Source organism: Pseudomonas sp. ACN5, assembly GCF_002303975.1.
In the GTDB taxonomy this organism is placed as follows: domain Bacteria; phylum Pseudomonadota; class Gammaproteobacteria; order Pseudomonadales; family Pseudomonadaceae; genus Aquipseudomonas; species Aquipseudomonas laurylsulfatiphila.
This window is the reverse complement of record NZ_MRCP01000018.1, coordinates 100,385-118,159: the sequence shown is the minus strand read 5'-3', so window position 1 is coordinate 118,159 and position 17,775 is coordinate 100,385. Positions and strand designations below refer to the sequence as shown.

16 protein-coding genes are annotated in these 17,775 nt (G+C 62.8%); 4 read left to right on the top strand and 12 right to left on the bottom strand.

Annotated elements, in window-relative coordinates; all coding sequences use genetic code 11:
* Positions 1 to 205: 205 nt before the first annotated feature.
* From BSF40_RS27010 to BSF40_RS26970, 9 genes are all read right to left on the bottom strand, one after another.
* Positions 206 to 1,714, bottom strand: a complete 1,509-nt coding sequence (locus BSF40_RS27010) for an aldehyde dehydrogenase (RefSeq protein WP_095967586.1) — start codon at positions 1,712 to 1,714, stop codon at positions 206 to 208.
* Positions 1,701 to 2,768 (bottom strand): aminoglycoside phosphotransferase family protein, encoded by a 1,068-nt coding sequence (locus BSF40_RS27005; protein WP_095967585.1) that lies wholly within the window; start codon positions 2,766 to 2,768, stop codon positions 1,701 to 1,703. Before BSF40_RS27005 ends, BSF40_RS27010 begins: the two co-directional genes overlap by 14 nt.
* Positions 2,769 to 2,773: 5 nt before the next feature.
* Positions 2,774 to 3,118, bottom strand: coding sequence for a cupin domain-containing protein (locus tag BSF40_RS27000; protein ID WP_007976122.1), 345 nt, complete (start codon positions 3,116 to 3,118; stop codon positions 2,774 to 2,776).
* 132 nt (positions 3,119 to 3,250) lie between these two features.
* Positions 3,251 to 3,619, bottom strand: a complete 369-nt coding sequence (locus tag BSF40_RS26995; protein WP_095967584.1) for a cupin domain-containing protein — start codon at positions 3,617 to 3,619, stop codon at positions 3,251 to 3,253.
* Complete coding sequence (locus BSF40_RS26990; RefSeq protein ID WP_095967583.1) at positions 3,612 to 4,895, bottom strand: glycosyltransferase; 1,284 nt, start codon at positions 4,893 to 4,895, stop codon at positions 3,612 to 3,614. Before BSF40_RS26990 ends, BSF40_RS26995 begins: the two co-directional genes overlap by 8 nt.
* A 32-nt stretch (positions 4,896 to 4,927) precedes the next feature.
* Positions 4,928 to 6,007, bottom strand: a complete 1,080-nt coding sequence (locus BSF40_RS26985; protein ID WP_095967582.1) for an ABC transporter ATP-binding protein — start codon at positions 6,005 to 6,007, stop codon at positions 4,928 to 4,930.
* Positions 6,000 to 6,806 (bottom strand): ABC transporter permease, encoded by an 807-nt coding sequence (locus BSF40_RS26980; protein WP_007976115.1) that lies wholly within the window; start codon positions 6,804 to 6,806, stop codon positions 6,000 to 6,002. The genes BSF40_RS26985 and BSF40_RS26980 overlap by 8 nt, the downstream gene beginning before the upstream one ends.
* Positions 6,803 to 7,663, bottom strand: coding sequence for an ABC transporter permease (locus BSF40_RS26975; RefSeq protein WP_007987087.1), 861 nt, complete (start codon positions 7,661 to 7,663; stop codon positions 6,803 to 6,805). Before BSF40_RS26975 ends, BSF40_RS26980 begins: the two co-directional genes overlap by 4 nt.
* An 82-nt stretch (positions 7,664 to 7,745) precedes the next feature.
* A complete protein-coding gene (locus BSF40_RS26970; protein WP_095967581.1) occupies positions 7,746 to 8,801 on the bottom strand; it encodes a spermidine/putrescine ABC transporter substrate-binding protein in 1,056 nt (351 codons plus the stop codon).
* A gap of 198 nt (positions 8,802 to 8,999) precedes the next feature.
* Here BSF40_RS26970 and BSF40_RS26965 point away from each other — a divergent pair, with 198 nt between their 5' ends.
* From BSF40_RS26965 to BSF40_RS26950, 4 genes are all read left to right on the top strand, one after another.
* The gene (locus BSF40_RS26965; protein WP_095967580.1) at positions 9,000 to 9,932 is read left to right on the top strand and encodes a GntR family transcriptional regulator; all 933 of its coding nucleotides are present in this window, start codon (positions 9,000 to 9,002) and stop codon (positions 9,930 to 9,932) included.
* Positions 9,933 to 10,031: 99 nt separating this feature from the next.
* On the top strand, positions 10,032 to 11,306 hold the full coding sequence (locus BSF40_RS26960; protein WP_095967579.1) for a glycosyltransferase: 1,275 nt from the start codon (positions 10,032 to 10,034) through the stop codon (positions 11,304 to 11,306).
* A gap of 70 nt (positions 11,307 to 11,376) precedes the next feature.
* Complete coding sequence (locus BSF40_RS26955; protein WP_095967578.1) at positions 11,377 to 12,774, top strand: FAD-binding oxidoreductase; 1,398 nt, start codon at positions 11,377 to 11,379, stop codon at positions 12,772 to 12,774.
* Positions 12,775 to 12,787: 13 nt separating this feature from the next.
* A complete protein-coding gene (locus BSF40_RS26950) occupies positions 12,788 to 13,147 on the top strand; it encodes a cupin domain-containing protein (RefSeq protein WP_095967577.1) in 360 nt (119 codons plus the stop codon).
* A gap of 182 nt (positions 13,148 to 13,329) precedes the next feature.
* Here BSF40_RS26950 and BSF40_RS26945 read toward each other — a convergent pair whose 3' ends face one another.
* From BSF40_RS26945 to BSF40_RS26935, 3 genes are all read right to left on the bottom strand, one after another.
* Positions 13,330 to 14,370 (bottom strand): GGDEF domain-containing protein, encoded by a 1,041-nt coding sequence (locus BSF40_RS26945; RefSeq protein WP_256589607.1) that lies wholly within the window; start codon positions 14,368 to 14,370, stop codon positions 13,330 to 13,332.
* Between the two features lie 123 nt (positions 14,371 to 14,493).
* A complete protein-coding gene (locus BSF40_RS26940; RefSeq protein WP_007976098.1) occupies positions 14,494 to 15,909 on the bottom strand; it encodes a cytosine permease in 1,416 nt (471 codons plus the stop codon).
* Between the two features lie 816 nt (positions 15,910 to 16,725).
* Positions 16,726 to 17,766, bottom strand: a complete 1,041-nt coding sequence (locus BSF40_RS26935) for an ABC transporter substrate-binding protein (RefSeq protein ID WP_095967575.1) — start codon at positions 17,764 to 17,766, stop codon at positions 16,726 to 16,728.
* Between the last annotated feature and the right edge of the window lie 9 nt (positions 17,767 to 17,775).

The window sequence follows — 17,775 nt, the reverse complement described above, 5'->3', positions numbered from 1 at the left end:
CGCCCACCACCACCGCCCGTTGCTCGATACCGGCCGCTGCTCGGCCATGTGCTGGCGGCGGTGGAGGCGGCCGGTTGCCCACCGGGTGCAGAACCTTGGACAGCGGCGACTGCATCCGCTTGCCCTGCCCGGCCGCGAGAATCACCGCCAGCGTCGATCCGCCCATGTTGTCACTCATCACGATCCTCCTGTGTGCATCCGGGCTTCAGGCCGGATCGCGATAGAACACATCGTCGGCGTAGGGATACCACCAGTCCTGAATCTTCGGCTGGTGATCGATGATGACCATTTTCGAGCGGCGGAACGCTTCCAGCCCCTGACGCCCGAGCTCGCGCCCAAGGCCGGACATCTTCCAGCCACCGAACGGCAGCGCATCGTTGTCGATCAGCGGGTTGTTGACCCAGACCATCCCCGCCTCGAGCCGCTCGGCGGCCTCCATGGCTTCGGCCAGGTCCGTGGAAAACAGCGAGGCCCCGAGGCCGAATGGCGAGTCGTTGGCCAGCCGCACTGCCTCATCGAAATCGCTGACCCGGCAGATCGCTGCCACCGGGCCGAAGCACTCTTCCTGAAGAATCGCCATGTCAGCGGTCACGCCGGTGAGGATGGTCGGCTCATAGAACCAGCCGACCGTCTGCCGGGGTGGAATCCGCCCGCCACACACCACTTTCGCGCCCTTGGCCACGGCGTCATCGACCAGGCGCATGACTTTGTTGCGGGCCGCTTCGCTGACCATCGGCCCGATCTCCGAGCGCTCCAGGCCATGGCCGATGCGCAGGGCGCGGGTGCGTTCGGCGAACTTCGCGACAAATTCGTCATGCACCTCGTCCACGACATACAAGCGCTCGGCCGAGGTGCAGATCTGCCCGCTGAGATGGAACGCAGCCGTCACTGCCCCCGCCGCTGCCACGTCCAGCGGCGCATGCCTGGAGATGATCAATGGATCGCTGCCACCGGCCTCGATGACGCAAGGTTTCATCCGCTCGGCACAGGCCACAGCCACCGCCTTGCCCGCCGCGACACTGCCGGTGAAGGCCACCGCGTGGGTCTGCGCCGACTGCACCAGCAACTGCGCGGTCACCGCATCGCCCGGCACACAGGACACCAGCCCCGGCAACAACGCGCTGAAATGTTCCATGAATTTCAGGGTGCACAGGGTCGTGGCTTCCGCCGGCTTGATGAGGCAGGTATTGCCCGCCGCCAGCGACGCGGCGACCGTCCAGCACATCAGCAGGATCGGAAAGTTGAACGGCATGATGTGCACGCTGACGCCATAGGGCTCGTAGCGCACATGCTGGAAGGAGCCGATCTGCGTGGTGCCGGCGACCTTGCCGGCATCGTCCCGGGCCATTTCCGCGTAGTAGCGAAAGATCGGCGCGCAGTTGGCCAGTTCGCCCATGGCCTCGGGAAACGGCTTGCCCATCTCCAGGGTCATCAGGCGCGCGACTTCACGGTTGCACGCCAGGTTCTGTTCGATGGCATTGGCCAGTTGATGCAGGCGCGCGGCGCGGCTTTTCGCGTCCACCAGGCGCCACTGTTTTTGCGCGGCGGTGGCGGCATCGATGGCGGCTTGCACATCGGCTTCGCCACATACGCCGACTTGCCCGACCGGTTGCAGGGTCGCCGGATCGAGCACCTGGCGCACGCGACCATCGCTCAGCGGCAGGAACTCGGGGTTGATGAAACGCAAGGCAGAATCGCTGTTAAAGGTGGCCATGGGATGATCCTTGAACCAATCGATAAGGGGTTTGACGCAATGTCGCCAGGGTCGTGGCGGGCAGCTCTTCTCGCCAGCCCGGCACGTGCCGGTCGAGCCACTGGCGCAGGGGCGCAAAGGCCTCGGCGTCCAGCGCGCGGACAAGCAGACCCAGGGTGCGCGGCAGATGCGCCAGGTAACCGTGCTTGCCGTCACGGCCGGCCAGGCGCACGAAAATCCCCAGCACCTTGGCGTGACGCTGGGCGGCCAGGCGCCGGTAGTCTTCGAGAAAACGCAGCGCGTCCAGCTCCGGGCGCTGCAACAGGTAATGGCTGATCAGTGCCTCACGCAACGCCTCGGGCACATCGCGCCGGGCGTCTTCGAGCAGCGACATCAGGTCATAGGCCGCCGCCCCGGCCAGGGCGTCCTGGAAATCCAGCAAGCCACAGGCGGCAACACCTTCGCGGCCTTGCAGCAGCATCAGGTTGTCGACGTGAAAGTCACGCAGCACCAAGGCTTCGCGACGCTGGGCAACGTCACCACAAGCCGCGGCGAACAGCGCCAGGTACTCATCGCGCAGGCCCTGTGCCGCCTCCTTGCCAACGAGTAAAGGCACGTACCAGTCGATAAACAGCGCGCACTCGTCCGCCAGTCGCTGCGCGTCGTAAGGCGCCAGTTCCGCCGCTGGCGCTGCGCGGTGCAAGGCCACCAGCGTATCGACCGCCAGGTGATACAACGCCGACTCCGAATGCCCGGCCAGCAGCAGCCGGGTGTAGGTGTCGTGACCGAAATCCTCGATCAGCGCCAGCCCCGCCTCTTCATCCACTTCCAGCAAGGCCGGCGCGGACAGGCCCAGCCCTTGCAACTGCCGGGCGATGCGCACAAACGGGCCGATGGGTTCGCTCTGGGGCGGCGAATCCATCAGCAACAGGCCGGCGCCGTCCAGGCGGAAATAGCGCCGGGTCGAAGCATCCGCCGGCAAGGCCACCAGCGGGGCCCCGGCGAAACCGGCGCGTGCCAGGAAGGCGGCGCGCTGGTCTTCACGGGTTGGCAATGACGCCAGTGCATCAGTCATGGCAGTCACCGGATCATGTAGACCTTTTTGATGGTCTCGTGGACCGTGCACACACCCTTCCAGTCCTTGCCGAAGAAGGCGGCGGTGTCGGGCTTGATCTCGATCACTTCGCCGGACTCGTGGACGTACGTGCAGCGGCCTTCGAGGAAGTGGCAGAACTCGTCGCTGGTGACATGGCAAAACCACTTGCCCGGGGTGCAGATCCAGATGCCGCATTCGGACTGGCCTTCGGGGCCTTTGTGCAGCACCACGCCGGAGACACGGGATTCGCCTTCGAGCATGGTCGGGATCACGCCCCAATCCTTGACGTCGGTGATGCTCAGCGGGTCGTACAGAAACGGGGTAGTCATGTGTAGTTCTCCAGGTTGTGTGTGTAGGAGCGAGCTTGCTCGCGAAAAACGTAAGGGCGCCGCATTCATTCAGGCCCCCCTCGTCATCGTTAACGCCCATCGCGAGCAAGCTCGCTCCTACAAAGGGCAGGCTCAAGCGAGCATGTACACGTTGCGCAGGGTTTCCCGGACGTCGCATTCACCGGTCCAGCCGGCCGGGAACAGCACCAGGGTGTTCGGGCGCACTTCGATCACTTCGCCGTTGTCGTTGCGGTAAGTGGCGTGCCCGGCAATGAAATGGCACAGCTCGTCCCGGGGAATCGACAGCCGCCAGCGCCCGGGGGTGCACACCCACAGTCCGGTTTCCGGGCTGTTGTTCGGGCCCTTGAACAGCAAGCGGCCGCTGGAATGCGAGACGCCTTCGACGGCGTCGCTCTGCACGCCCCAGTCCACCAGGTCGGTGCGGCAGCTGACGGCTTCGAGGTACGGCGTGATACCCGCCGTGGTGGATGAATCAGGCATCGTTGAGCACCTTGTCGAGAATCGCGGCCGCGTCTTGCGGCCCTTTGCGGGATTGCATCTGCGCGCTGGTGCGCTGCAGGCGTTGGCGCATGGCCTCGTCGTTGAGGCAGGCGTGGAGTTTTTGTGCGAGCTGTTCTTCGCTCCATTCGTAGCGATCGAGCTTGAAACCGTGGCCGCTTTCTTCGGCGCGCATGGCGTTGTCGTGGCCGTCCCAGACGTAGGACATGACGATCGCCGGTTTGCCGAAGAACAGGCACTCGGTGAAGCTGTTGTTGCCGCCGTGGTGGATCACCGCGTCGACCTGAGCGATCACCGACGGCTGCGGGAACCAGTTGGAAACCTGCACGTTGTCCGGCAGGTCGGTGTATTCGTCCAGGTGCTCGCCGACGTTGAACAACGCCCGGTAAGGCAGCTTGCCCACCGCCTCGATCAGGCGCTTGAGCAACTCGACATCGCCGGAACCGAGGCTGCCGAAGCTGGCGTACAGCAGCGGCTTGTCGTTGTGGGCGCGGAACGGTGGAATCTCGTACGGCGTGTCGTGGCGCACGCAGCCTTGCAGGTAATGGAAACGCTCGGCCGGCAGCGGATGGCGGCGGTCGAACTTGACTGCATCCGGGTACAGCAGCAGGTTCATGAAGGGCGAGGCTTCAAAGAAGGTCCCCAGCGGATAAGGCGCTTCACCGTGGGCCTGGAGGAACCGGTTGAAGTCCTCGTGGATCGGCCCCACCACGTCCTCGAAGCGCTGGCGAAATTGCGCGTGGCCGGCCTTGTCGTCGATGCTCATGCCCGACAGGTGCGGCGGGATATCCGGGTCTTCGATCTCGTTTTCCGAGCAGGAAATGATCCGCACCCACGGCTTGCCGTATTGCTTGATCGCCGGGAACAGGATCACGTTGTCGACGCAGATCAGGTCGGGTTTGACCTTGTCCAGCACCGCTGGCAGGTCCTTTTGCGCCCACTTGGCGGTTTCGACGATGGCCGCCCAGCACTCCTTGACGTAGTTGTCGATCTGCTCCAGCGGCGACTTGCGGAAATTCGGGATGTGGCCGTTGATGAAATCCACCCAGTAGCGGGCCATCTCTTCGGCCGGCATCGGTGCCGACATGTTGACCATGTGCTCCTCGAAACCATAACCGGCGTAGACACCGCTCATGCCCGGGTCGGTGAGGAACACCGCTTTATGGCCCAGGGCTTCACAGGCCTGGGCGATACCCACTGAGTTCAGCGCCGGGCCGTAGGCGGCTTCGGGGAAGAATGCGATCACTTTCTGTTTCATCGAGTGCTGCTCCTGCCTGGTCTTTTTATTGTTCAGCGTGTCAATACGCGGGCATGCCGGGCCTGCCAGCCCAGCCGGATGGTCGTGTCGATTGCAAAATGGGCGAATTCAAACTGTGAGGACGGCACGCGCACGATCAGCGGTTTGTCGCTGAGGGCTGTCTGCACATGCAGGTTGGTGTCGAGGCCGTGGTAGGCGACTTCGACGATTTTGCCGCTGACCTGATTGGGGCAATCGTTGCCCTGCTCCGTCAGCACTTGCAGGCGCTCGGGGCGCACCACCACGGCGACGGATTGACCGGACACCAGCGGTGCGTCGGTTTCCACGCTCAACTCCTGGCCATTCACGCGCACCGAGTGCTGGCCCGAGCGCACGCCTTCGAGCAGGTTGCTGACGCCGATGAAGTTGGCGACAAACCGGCTATTGGGGTTCTCGTACAGCTCCGACGGACTGCCGCACTGGCACACCTTGCCGCCGTCGAGCACCGCCATGCGGTCGGACATCACCAGCGCTTCTTCCTGATCGTGGGTGACGATGATGAAGGTGATGCCGCTCTCGTGTTGCAGGCGCTTGAGTTCCAGCTGCATCTTTTCCCGCAGCTTTTTGTCGAGGGCACCCAAGGGCTCGTCGAGCAATAAAACCCGTGGCCGTTTGACCAATGCCCGCGCCAGTGCCACGCGCTGACGCTGGCCGCCGGACAGCTGATCGGGTTTGCGCTCGGCCAGCTCACCGAGCTGCGCGGTGCTCAGCACCTCATCGACCCGGCGGCGGATTTCGCTTTCGGGCAGACGCTCCATTTCCAGGCCGTAGGCGATGTTCTTGCGCACGGTCATGTTGGGAAACAGCGCATAGGACTGGAACATCAGGTTCAGCGGACGCTTGTTGGCCGGCAGCGGCGAGATGTCATTGCCGTCCAGGTAGATGCAGCCACCGCTGGGGGTCTCGAAACCGGCGAGCATGCGCAGCAGCGTGGTCTTGCCGCAGCCGGACGGCCCGAGCAGCGCGAAGAACTCGTTCTCGCGGATGCTCAGCGACACCTCGTTGACCGCCAGACCGTTGCCATAAGACTTGCTGACCTTGTCCAGGATCAGTACCGCAGATGAATTATTCATGGGTGCGAGGAGCCTTGTTGAGACGCTGCGAAGCCAGCAGCGCGGTGATGCTGACCAGCATCACCAGCGTCGCCAGAGCGTTGATTTCCGGGGTGACGCCGAAGCGGATCATGGCGTAGATCTGCATGGGCAACGTGGTCGAAGCCTGGCCGGAGCCGGAGTTGAAAAAGGCGATGATGAATTCGTCCACCGACAGGGTGAACGAGAGCAATCCACCGGCCAGCACGCCGGGGAAAATCACCGGCAGCAGGACCCGGCGAAAAGTGGTGAACCAGCTCGCGCCGAGGTCGATCGAGGCCTCGAGTATCGAATAGTCGAAGTGCTTGAGCCGCGTGCGCACCACCGCGCAGACGAAGGCGATGTTGAACACCGCGTGGCTGATGATGATCGAGTGCAGGCCCAGTCCGACCTTGAGCAGGTTGAAGAAGCTCAGCAGCGCAATCGCCAGCACGATGTCGGGAATGATCATCGGCGCCATCAGCAAGGTGTCGACCACCTGGCCCTTGTCATTGCCCTTGCGGCGCAACTCGATGCCCAGCGCCAGGAACGTGCCGAGCACGCAGGCAATGAAGGTGGCCGACAAGGCGACGATCAGGGTGTTGAGCGCCGCCGACAGGATCGCCGTGTTGTGCGCCAGTGCCGCGTACCACTTCAACGACACGCCGCCCCAGGCGGTGGGCAACCCGGACTTGTTGAACGACAGCAGGATCAACACCAGGATCGGTATATAAAGGAAGGCGTACACCAGGCCCAGGTGCGAACCCAGCACGGTGGCGCTGACAGAACGAGGCTGACTCATGAGCGCGCCCCTTCTGCACGACGGGCCACCAGGGCCTGGATGAACAACAGGATCAGCATGATCGCGATCAGGAAGAAGCTCAGTGCGGCGCCGAACGGCCAGTCCCGCGCCGTGAGGAATTGCGAATAGATCAGGTTGCCGACCATCTGCACCTGCTTGCCGCCCAGCAGGTCGGCGGTGATGAAGTTGCCGATGCTCAGCACGAATACAAACACCGCACCGGCGGCGATACCCGGCACGCTCAGCGGCAGGATGATCCGGCGAAAGGTCATCCAGCCCGAGGCGCCGAGGTCTTTCGAGGCGTCCCACAGTTCGTTGTTGATCCGCGACAGCGACGAGAAAATCGCCAGGATCACAAAGGGGATGTAGTTGTAGACCAGCCCCAACACCACGGACGACTCGGTGTACAGCAGGCTGATGGGTTCGCCGCTGTAGCCGAACACTTGCAGCAGGCGGTTGATCAGGCCTTCGCGGTTGAGCAGGACGATCCAGGCGTAGGTGCGGATCAGGTAATTGCTCCAGAACGGCAGCATCACCAGGAACAGGTACACCGCCTGGCGCCGCCGTGGCGCCCGGGCAATCGCATAGGCCGCCGGGTAGCCGATCAACACCGCGAACACCGTGGCCAGCCCGGCGATTTTCGCCGACTTGAGCAGGATGCCCAGGTACAGCGGATCAAATGCGCGTTGATAGTTTTCCCAGGTGAACAACCAGTCGATGCCACCGTAGGCACCGCGTTCGACGAAGCTGTAGACCAGCACCAGCAGGCACGGAATCACCAGGAACATCAGCAGCCAGCCAAAGCCGGGCGCAAGAAGCCAGGCCGACAGACGCCTGTCAGCATGCAAAGCACTCATTAACCCTATCCTCCCGCCTCAGGACAGAGGCGGCTTGCGAGCGTGGCGAGGCATGCCGGGCATGCCTCGGATCGACGTGGCGTTAGTTCTGCGCGGCCATGATTTCGGTGACGGCGCGGGTGTAGGCCTTTTGCGTGGTGCCGCCCAGGTCGCGCAATTGCTCCATTTTCAGCAGCTCGGCGGGGGCGATGGTCAGGTTGGGGTATTGCTTGAGCAGGTCCGCGGACAACCCGGCCATGGCCGCCTGGTTGGGGACTTTGTAGAGGATGTTTTCAGCGACCCAGGCGTGGTTTTCCCTGGCCAGCATGAAATTGATGAACTTGAAGGCCTGGTCCTGGTGCTTCGAATTCTTGAGCACCACCATGGTGTCCACCCACAGGTCGGAACCTTCCTTGGGCACCACGAACTTGATCGCTGCGTTGGCCTGGGTGCCGTAGTTGCACCAGCCGTCCCAGGCGTGGGCCATCAGCGATTCGCCGGAAGCGAGCTTGGAGTAGAAGGTGGTGTCGTCGAAGGACAGAATGCGTTTTTTGGTGGCGATCAGCTGGTCGCGAACCGCGGCGATCTGTGCCGGGTCACTGTCGTTGACCGACCAGCCCTTGGCGAGGAAACCGGCGCCGAGCATCCAGCGGTCGGTGGCCAGCATCGTCACTTTGCCCTTGAGGGCATCGCTCGGATTGAGCAGCTCGTTCCAGCTCTGCGGCGCTGGCGTCACCTTGTCGGAGCGATAGCAGATGCCCGTGGTGCCCCAGGTGTAAGGCACGGAGAACTGGTTGCCCTGGTCATATTCCAGGTGAGTGGCTTCGGGATAGAGGTTTTTCAGGTTGGGGACTTTGACCGGATCGATGTCCGCCAGCAGCCCCTGCTTGCGCAGGACTTCGGCGAAGGGCGAGGAGACGAACACCACGTCATAACCTTCACCACCGGAGGCCATCAGCTTGCCCATGATTTCTTCGTTGGTGGCGTGCAGCGCCTTGTCGACGTCCACACCGCTGGCCGCCTTGAACTTCTCCAGCGCATCCGGGGCCATGTAGCCATCCCAGATGGAAATCACCATGTCTTTCGCACTTGCAGCCTGTGAGGCGATCGCCAGGGAAACGGCCAATCCCGCGCACAGAAGATCATTCAGCTTGCTCATAAATACTCACCCGACGATTGTTTATTGTTGTGTTCGAAGGCAGTACGGCAAAACGAGAAACGATTGCTTGTGTTTTTTTTTAGAAATTAGGACCAGTATCAAAAGATGTCAACGCTTTTTTACGGCCTGACGACGGGCCAGCGCATGACATAAGATGGGCAACTGAGTCCCACTGCGGATCACAACGAGAAAAGACGCTTGAGCACGACAGCCGAAAAAAAACCGCGCACCAATCACCTGGAACTGGCCCGGCGCATCCTCGAGCACACTCAGGAAAGCGGCCTGGTGGCCGGCGATCCGGTGGCCGAACAGGCCCTGGCCCGCACGTTCCAGGTGTCGCGCACGCTGATTCGCGGTGCGCTGAAAGTGCTATTGGAAGAAAACCTGCTGAGCCACGAAGCCGGCAAGGGCTACCGATTGCTGGCATCGCCGGCGGGCCAGGCGTTCAACGCCGCCCTGCCCCAGGCCGAGGAAGAAGAACTGGCCGCCTCGGTGCTGCGTGACCGCATGGCCGGGCGCCTGGGCGACAGCATCAGCATCAGCGAACTGATGCGCCGCTACGACATCGGCCGGCCGGCGGCACAAAAGGCCCTGCAGCAACTGAGCGAAAGCCAGGCCATCGAGCGCGGCCCCGGCCAGTCCTGGCTGTTTCGCCCGTCGCTCAATAGCCTGGCCGCCCTCGAAGAAAGCCTGAAATTTCGCCTGATCCTCGAGCCCGAAGCCTTGCTCAGCCCGAGCTTCAACGCCGACCCGCAACGCCTGGCGCTGTTGCGCAGCGCCATGCAAAGCCTGCTCGCCCGCCCCGTGGAAGACTTCGATCTGCAGCAGTTTCGCGAGCTGGACATCAGCTTCCACGAACTGCTGGCCCAGAGCTGCGGCAACCGCTTCATCAGCGACGCCCTGCTCCAGCATCAGGGCTTGCGCCGGCTGCCGAACTTGCTGCCATCGGTGAGCGTGCACCGCCTGCAAGAGGCCCTGCGCGAACACCTGCAAATCATCGCGCAGATCGAACGCGGGCAGATTGAGATCGCCGCCGACCTGCTGCGCCTGCACCTGCGCCTGAGCGCCGCGCAACGCCCGCAAACCGCCAACCGGGGCATTCCGCAAAGCCATCTGTTCGGGCGTCGTTAAGCGTCACGCAAAAACATGATGATTTTTTTTTGAAAATAAGACAGCATCAAAAACACCTTCAGGAGCGGCGGGTCTGACCCGCCATGGACAGTCCTCGCCATGCAAAAACAAAAACTGATCGCCCTGTTTCCGGAAGCCAGTTTCGGCGCGGCCTTGAACTGCATTGGTATCGCTCAGTCGTTGCGCGAGCTGGGCGCCAGACCGGTGTTCATCTGCCACGAGCATTTCCAGGGGCTGTTCGCCGAGTACGGCTTCGACGAATACCCGATTCCGCAAGTGAGCCCCTTGTCGGCGGCGGAACACCAGCACTATTGGGAACGCTTCATCGAGCGCAGCATTCCCTACTTCGACCAGACCCCGCTGGCGCAGATCGACAGCTACGTGGCGCCCGCCTGGGAAGCCATCATCGACACCGCCATCGAAGCGGAAAAACCCTTGCAGCAGCTGCTCGGCCGCCTCAAGCCCGACGTGATCGTGCTCGACAACGTGGTGATGTTTCCGGCCATCGCCAACGCCGGCTGCCCGTGGGTGCGGGTGGTGTCCTGCGCCGAGACCGAACTGCCGGATGCTGCCGTTCCACCGTACCTCTCCGGCTGCCTGGCCAATGACACCGAGGCTTGCGAGCGTTACTCCGGGCAGTACCTGAAAGCTGTCGCACCGGCCCATGAACGCTTTTCGCAGTTTCTCCTGGGCAACCATACGGCGCCCTGTCCGGCGGGGCAGTTCCTCACCGATTCACCCTGGCTCAACCTGCTGCTGTCGCCGACGCCGGTGCGCTATGAACGCCGGCAGCCGCTCGATCCGCAGCGCTACGTCTACCTCGACGGCTGCGTACGCCGCGAAGCGCCGTACATCGTCCCCGACTTTCCCCGGCACAACGACGCACCGCTGATCTACCTCAGCTTCGGCAGCCTCGGCGCTGCCGACACCGGGATGATGAAGCGCCTGATCAGCACGATCGAAACCTTGCCCTATCGCTTCCTGGTCAACGTCGGCGCCTACCGCGACATGTACACCACCGTGCCGGACAACGTGTACCTCGACAGCTGGTTCGCCCAGCCTGCCGTGCTCAAGGAATGCGATGTGTTCATCCATCACGGCGGCAACAACAGCTTCTGCGAGGCGCTGTACTTCGGTTTGCCGTCGCTGATCATTCCGTATTGCTGGGACGGTCACGACAACGCCGCCCGCGCCGAGGAAGTCGGCGTCGGCCGCTACCTGCCGCGATTTGCCGATCCCCTGGCCGCCCTGCCCGGCGCCCTCGAACAACTGCTGGCCGACCAAGCGATGAAGCAACGCCTCGCATCGTTCAGCGAGCGCATGCAAGCGACCCGCGGCACCGACATTGCCGCGCGCGCGATTCTTGACCTCTAGCCAAAACAACAAAAACCGTCGGGCAACCGAACGCAATCGTCGCTGCCCGACACACCGCCGGAGTTTCAGCATGAATGCCCCACCGCGTCTCGATGCGCTCGACCACGTCCTGCCCCATCCCTTTTGGCAGGACACCGTCACCCCACCGCCCGCCGCACCTTCCGTCAGCGCAACCGTGCAATGCGACCTGGCCGTGGTCGGTGGCGGATTCACCGGATTGTGGACGGCGCTACTGGCACGCCAGCGCAACCCCAAGCTGAGCATCGTGATCATCGAGGCGCGTCGTTGTGGCGGTGAGGCCAGCGGGCGCAACGGCGGTTTCTGTGCACCGAGCATTTCCCATGGCGTGTCCAACGCCCTCAAGCGTTGGCCGGATGAAGCACAGCAACTGATCCGCCTGGGCCGGCAGAACCTCGATGAGCTGGCTGCCGATGTGGATCGCTTCGGCCTGCAGGTCGAGTTCGAACGCCAGGGCAAACTCAACGTCGCCAGCCAACCCTGGCAGGTCGACGGACTGCGCGCCATGCAACGCAACTACGCGCGGTTCGGCATTGACTGCCAGTGGCTGGAAGGCCCTCAACTGGCACAAAAACTCGACTCCCCGGCCTACGTGGCAGGTCTGTTCGAACCCAACTACGCCCTGCTCAATCCAGCGAAAATGGCTGCCGAATTGCGCCGCGTATGCCTTGAGCAAGGCATTCAACTGTTCGAAAACAGCCCGGTGCTGCAACTGAGCGCGGACAAAGACAACGTGCGCCTGCGTACAGAAGGCGGCGAAGTGACCGCTGGAAAAGTCGCCCTCGCCACCAACATCGCCCCGCCGCTGCTCGGCCATCTGGCGTCGAGCGTGATCCCGGTCTACGACTACTCGCTGGTCACGGAGCCACTGCGCGATGAACAACTGGCCGCCATCGGCTGGACCGGCCGTTACGGCATCGCCGATTCCGGCAATCAGTTCCACTACCTGCGCAAGACCGCCGACAACCGCATTCTCTGGGCCGGCTTTGATGCCATCTACCATTTCGGCGGGCGCCGCGACGAAGCCCTGACCCAGCGCCCGCAAAGCTTCCAGCGCCTGGCCGAACAGTTTCACCAGACCTTCCCGGCCCTGGGCGATGTGCGCTTCAGCCATGCCTGGGGCGGCATCATCGACACCTCGGCACGCACCACGATGTTCGCCGGTTGCGAACATCAGGGCCGCGTTGCCTATGCCCTGGGCTTCACCGGGCAAGGGGTATCGGCCAGCCGTTTTGCCGCGCTGAACATGCTCGACCTGCTGGCCGGTGAGCGCACCGAACGCACCGAGCTGCTGATGACCTCCAAGGCGCCGTTCCGCTTTCCGCCCGAGCCCTTGCGTTATGTCGGCGTGAAACTGGCCCAGCGCTCTCTGGCGCGGGAGGACCGCGACGGTCACCGCGACCTGCTGCTCAAGACCTTCGATGCCTTTGGCATCGGTTTCGATTCCTGATCCGGAGACCACCATGTCCACAGCCCTGCCCCGGCACGTCATCGACTTCGCCAGCGACCTTGCCCCCCGTGAAACCGAAATCAACGACCCGGCCGTGGTCGACGCGCCTTATCGCAGCAAGAGTTGGCGGCACTTTGTGGCGCCCGGGAAAAACGCCGTGGCCGGCATCTGGGAGGCGGGACCGCACCGGGAGCGTTGCCAGTGCGATTACGATGAGCTGTGCCACATTCTCGAGGGCACGGTGCGCCTGACCGATGCCGAAGGCGTCGCGCGCACGTTCGGCCCCGGCGATTCCTTCGTGGTCGCCAGCGGATTCCAGGGCACCTGGGAAAACCTCACCCCGGTGCGCAAGGTCTACTTTATCCTCGGCTAACCGCCCGATGGAACGAGCAACAAACAACCTGTGGCGAGGGAGCTTGCTCCCGCTGGGCCGCGCAGCGGCCCCAAAACCTGATCACTCAGGTATCACCGAGCAAACAGGGATTGCGACTGCTGCGCAGTCGAACGGGAGCAAGCTCCCTCGCCACAGGTGCCGGTGGTTCGTCCTTCAAGGGGTTACTGTCGTACGAGGTTGCGCCCGTTGCGCTTGGCCTGGTACAGCGCGTCGTCGGCGCGGGTCAGCAGGCTTTCCGGCGTGTCGCCGGGTTGTGCATGGGCCACGCCGAACGACGCGGTGATGGTGTCCAGCACGGTATCGGTGCCCCGGGCCTTGACCCGCAGCGACTGGATTTTCAGGCGCAGGCGCTCGGCAAACGCCCCCGCCGCCGCCAGATCCGGGCAGTCCTTGAGCACCACGCAGAACTCCTCACCGCCGTAACGCGCCGCGAACGCTTCGCCCGACAGCAAGTCACGCAACACCCGGGCAACATGCTGGAGAACACGGTCCCCCAATGGATGGCCGTACTGATCGTTGAATTGCTTGAAGTGGTCGATATCCAGCATCACCAGCGCCACGCCGGTCGCCGAGTCATTCATCGCCTGTTCAAGCTTGCGGTTGAAGGTGGTGCGGTTGAGCAATTCGGTCAGGCCATCGAGGGTCGCGGCCAGTTGGGCGCGCTCCAGCTTGTCGCGCAGGCTTTTGATCTCGTGTTGCGCCGACTGCAACTGGGCGAGGAAGTGTTCCTGCTGCCCCTGCATCAGCCGGGTGCTCTGTTGCAGCTGGATCAGGATGCTCGGCAAGCGCTCGCTGGCTGGCTCTTCGAGCATTTGCAGGTACTGGCCAAGGCTGGCCTGGAAGTTCTGGTTACCCTTCACGCTGCGCGAGACATCGCGCTCCATGTCGTCGACCAGGTTGATCGCTTCCTGCTGCCCGGAACGGGCGTCCGCCAGTTCGTCGCGGATGATGTACTCGCGAAACAGCCTGGCGGCCGACTCCGGCGGGAAAGAGTCGAAATCGTTGACCACCCGGTCCAGGTGCCGGTTGAGTTCCGGCTCCTGGCCCTTGCTGTAGGTGTACCAGAGCGCGTAGTGCACCGGGTTGGGCGGAATGTTGTGACGAACCATCAGCGGCACTGCCTGCTTGAGCAACGCCGCTGCCTCACGGGAATCTTCTGGATACAGCGCTAGAACAGTCGCACGCGTGTCGGATTGGCTCATGGCTTCACTGTGGTTGTTTATCATTGACGATCGGCAGGCTCGCTGAGCATAACCATACGCCCGACAAACGGCTATCCCGAATTACAGCCTCATTTCAACCCGGTACGCCTGTTCCAGCGTCCTTTATATGTTGCCCGACATCAGACTCGCCACGTTCTGCCGGCGACGATAAGCCGTGTCGCGGTTCGCCAGCCAGTAGTACAGCGGCGTCGTGACGATCAAGCCCACCAGCCACGACAGATCCGCGCCATCGATATGCACCGCCACGGGGCCGGTGTAGATCGGCGTGTTCATGAACGGAATCTGCACCACGATGCCGATGGCGTAGGCCAGCAGCGCCTGCGGGTTGAAACGCCCATAGATACCGCCGTCGACGCGGAAGATCGAGGCGATGTCGTAGTCACCCTTGTGGATGGCGTAGAAGTCGATGAGGTTGATCGCGGTCCACGGCACCAGCACCACCAGCAACGCCAGCACCAGGTCGACGAAATGCCCGATGAAATCCGCCGAGGCGCCGATGGCCGCCACGCAGCAACCGGCGAGGATGATCAGCGACAGCACCGCCCGGCTCTGCGCGGTCGGAATCCAGCGGTGGGCGAAGGTTTGCAGCAAGGTGATCACCGAGAGCACCGCGCCGTACAGGTTCAGGGCGTTATGGCTGATCACGCTGAGCAGGAACAGCACCAGCATCAACGGGCCGATGGCACCGGTGGCGAGTTTCACCGCGTCCATGGTGTCCATGCCCACGGGCGTGGCCAGCACGGCGACGGCGCCGAACACGAAGGACAGGATCGAGCCCAGCGACGAACCCAGGTAGGTCGCCCAGAAGGTCGAGCTGACCTTGACGTCCTTCGGCAGGTAGCGCGAGTAATCGGACACGTACGGCGCGAACGCGATCTGCCACAGCGCCGCCAGCGACACCGTGGCCAGCCAGCCGGAGATGTTGAAACTGCCGCGGGTCAGGAAGTCGTCGGTCTGCACGTGGGTCAGGATGTAGCCGAAGCCCAGCACGATGCCCAGGCCCAGCACCCAGGTGCCGATGCGATTGAGCACGTGGATGAAGCGGTAGCCAATGATGCCGATGATCCCCGAACCGAGGCCGCCGAGGACGATGCCCACCGACACCGGCACACTCTCGACCACGCCATGCAACGACTTGCCGGCCAGGACGATGTTGGAGGCGAAGAAGCCGATGTACATCACGCCGGCAATCACCACCACCAGCAACGCGCCCAGGGAACCGAACTGCGCGCGACTCTGGATCATCTGCGGAATGCCCATCTGCGGGCCTTGCGCCGAGTGCAGCGCCATCAGCACCCCACCGACCAGGTGGCCGACGATGATCGCGACAATGCCCCAGACCAGGTTCAGGTGGAACAACTGCACGCCGAGCGCGCCGGTGACGATGGGCAACGGCGCGATATTGCCGCCGAACCACAGGGTGAACAGATCTTTGACCTTTCCGTGGCGATCCTCAGGAGGGACATACCCGATCGTGTGTTTCTCGATGAGCGGGGCGGATGAAGCGGTGGTGGACATGACGAACTCCAAGGCAAGGATGAGTACGTGTTCGTACTTCGGTGTGCGCAGACGGAACGGCGCATTTCTTGTTGGAGACGATCATGGACAAAGAGCGCAGGGAGGAAAATTAGTTAATTTGTGCCTTTAAACCTTAAAAAAGATTGCGCAGTAATGGCCATCTATCAGCAGGAAAAACCAATAAAATTCCGAACGGCGGAATCCCTGTGGGAGCGGGCTTGCTCGCGAAGAGGCCGGCACAAGCAACATTAATGTTGACTGGCCCACCGCCTTCGCGGGCAAGCCCGCTCCCACAGGGGCCTGCGTTTTAGCCGACTACCATCACCACGGCGCGAAGGCGGCAAAGCTTGAACCCGAGGTATCGCACTGCTTTTTTGTGGGAGCGGGCTTGCCCGCGAAGGCGGTGGCACATCCAGCATCGATGTGACTGACAAACCGCTTTCGCGGGCAAGCCCGCTCCCACAGGGGCCTGCGTTTTAGCCGACTACCATCACCACGGCGCGAAGGCGGCAAAGCTTGAACCCGAGGTGTTGCACCAGGCTTATTGTGGGAGCGAGCCTGCTCGCAAAAGCGGTGGCACATCCAGCATCTATGTGGCTGACATACCGCTTTCGCGAGCAGGCTCGCTCCCACAGGAGGGCTGTGCTTTACCTGATTACCATCACCACTGCGCGAACCCGAGGTATTGCACTGTTTTTTGTGGGAGCGGGCTTGCCCGCGATGGCGGTGGATCAGGCAACACTGATGTCGCATGTGCCGGCCTCATCGCGGGCAAGCCCGCTCCCACAGGGTTTTGTGTCGCTACACGATTGTGTATCAGCGTGCAGCCCAGGCGTTGAAGCGCTGTTCAAGCTCTTCGCCATGGTCGACCCAGAACTCTGCGTCCACCGCCCGTGCGCCGGCCAGGTTGGCTTCGGCGGTTGGCAGTTGTTCCTGTACGTCCTTGGGCAGCAATGGCAGGGTCTGGCGATGCACCGGCCCGTAGGGGATGTTTTCCGAGAAGACTTTTTGCGTCTGCGGCTGGCTGGCGAACGCGATGAAGTTTTCCGCCAATGCCTTGTTCGGCGTGCCTTTGACCACTGCCCAGTATTCCGGGTCGTACAGGCTTTGCGGCCAGACGATGCTCAGCTTCATGCCTTCCTTTTGCGCCGAGGCGATTCGGCCGTTGTAGGCCGCGCTCATCACCACATCCCCGGCCACCAGCCATTGCGCCGGTTGCGCGCCCGCCTCCCACCACTGGATGTTCGGCTTGATCTGGTCGAGCTTGGCAAAGGCCCGCGTCACGCCTTGCGGGGTTTTCAAGACCTTGTAAATGTCATCCGCCTTGACGCCATCGGCCAGCAAGGCGATTTCCAGAGTGTACTTGGCGCTCTTGCGCAGGCCGCGCTTGCCCGGGAAGTCGGCGACGTTCCAGAAGTCCGCCCAGGATTGCGGCGCCTTGGCCTGTTTGCTCTGGTCATAGGCCATGACCATCGACCAGACGTAAGTGGCCACCCCGCATTCGGTCAGCGCACCGGGCACGAAGTTCGCCGAATCACCGAAGCGCCCCGCATCGAGCTTCTCGAACAGGCCCTCCTCGCAGCCGCGCAACAGCTCGGGGCTTTCGACTTCCACCACGTCCCAACTGGTGTGACCGGCCGAGACCATGGCCTTGATCTTCGACAGCTCGCCGTTGTACTCACCGGCGATGATGTTGCCCGCGCCGCTGGCGTTGAACGGCTGGAAATAGGCTTTCTCCTGAGCCTGTTTGGTAGCACCACCGAAGGAAATCACGGTGAGGTCCTGGGGGGCCGCCCACACACTGGCACTCAACAACGCCAGGGTAAACGGAACACTGCAACGCAAGGATCTGGACATGGATCGCTT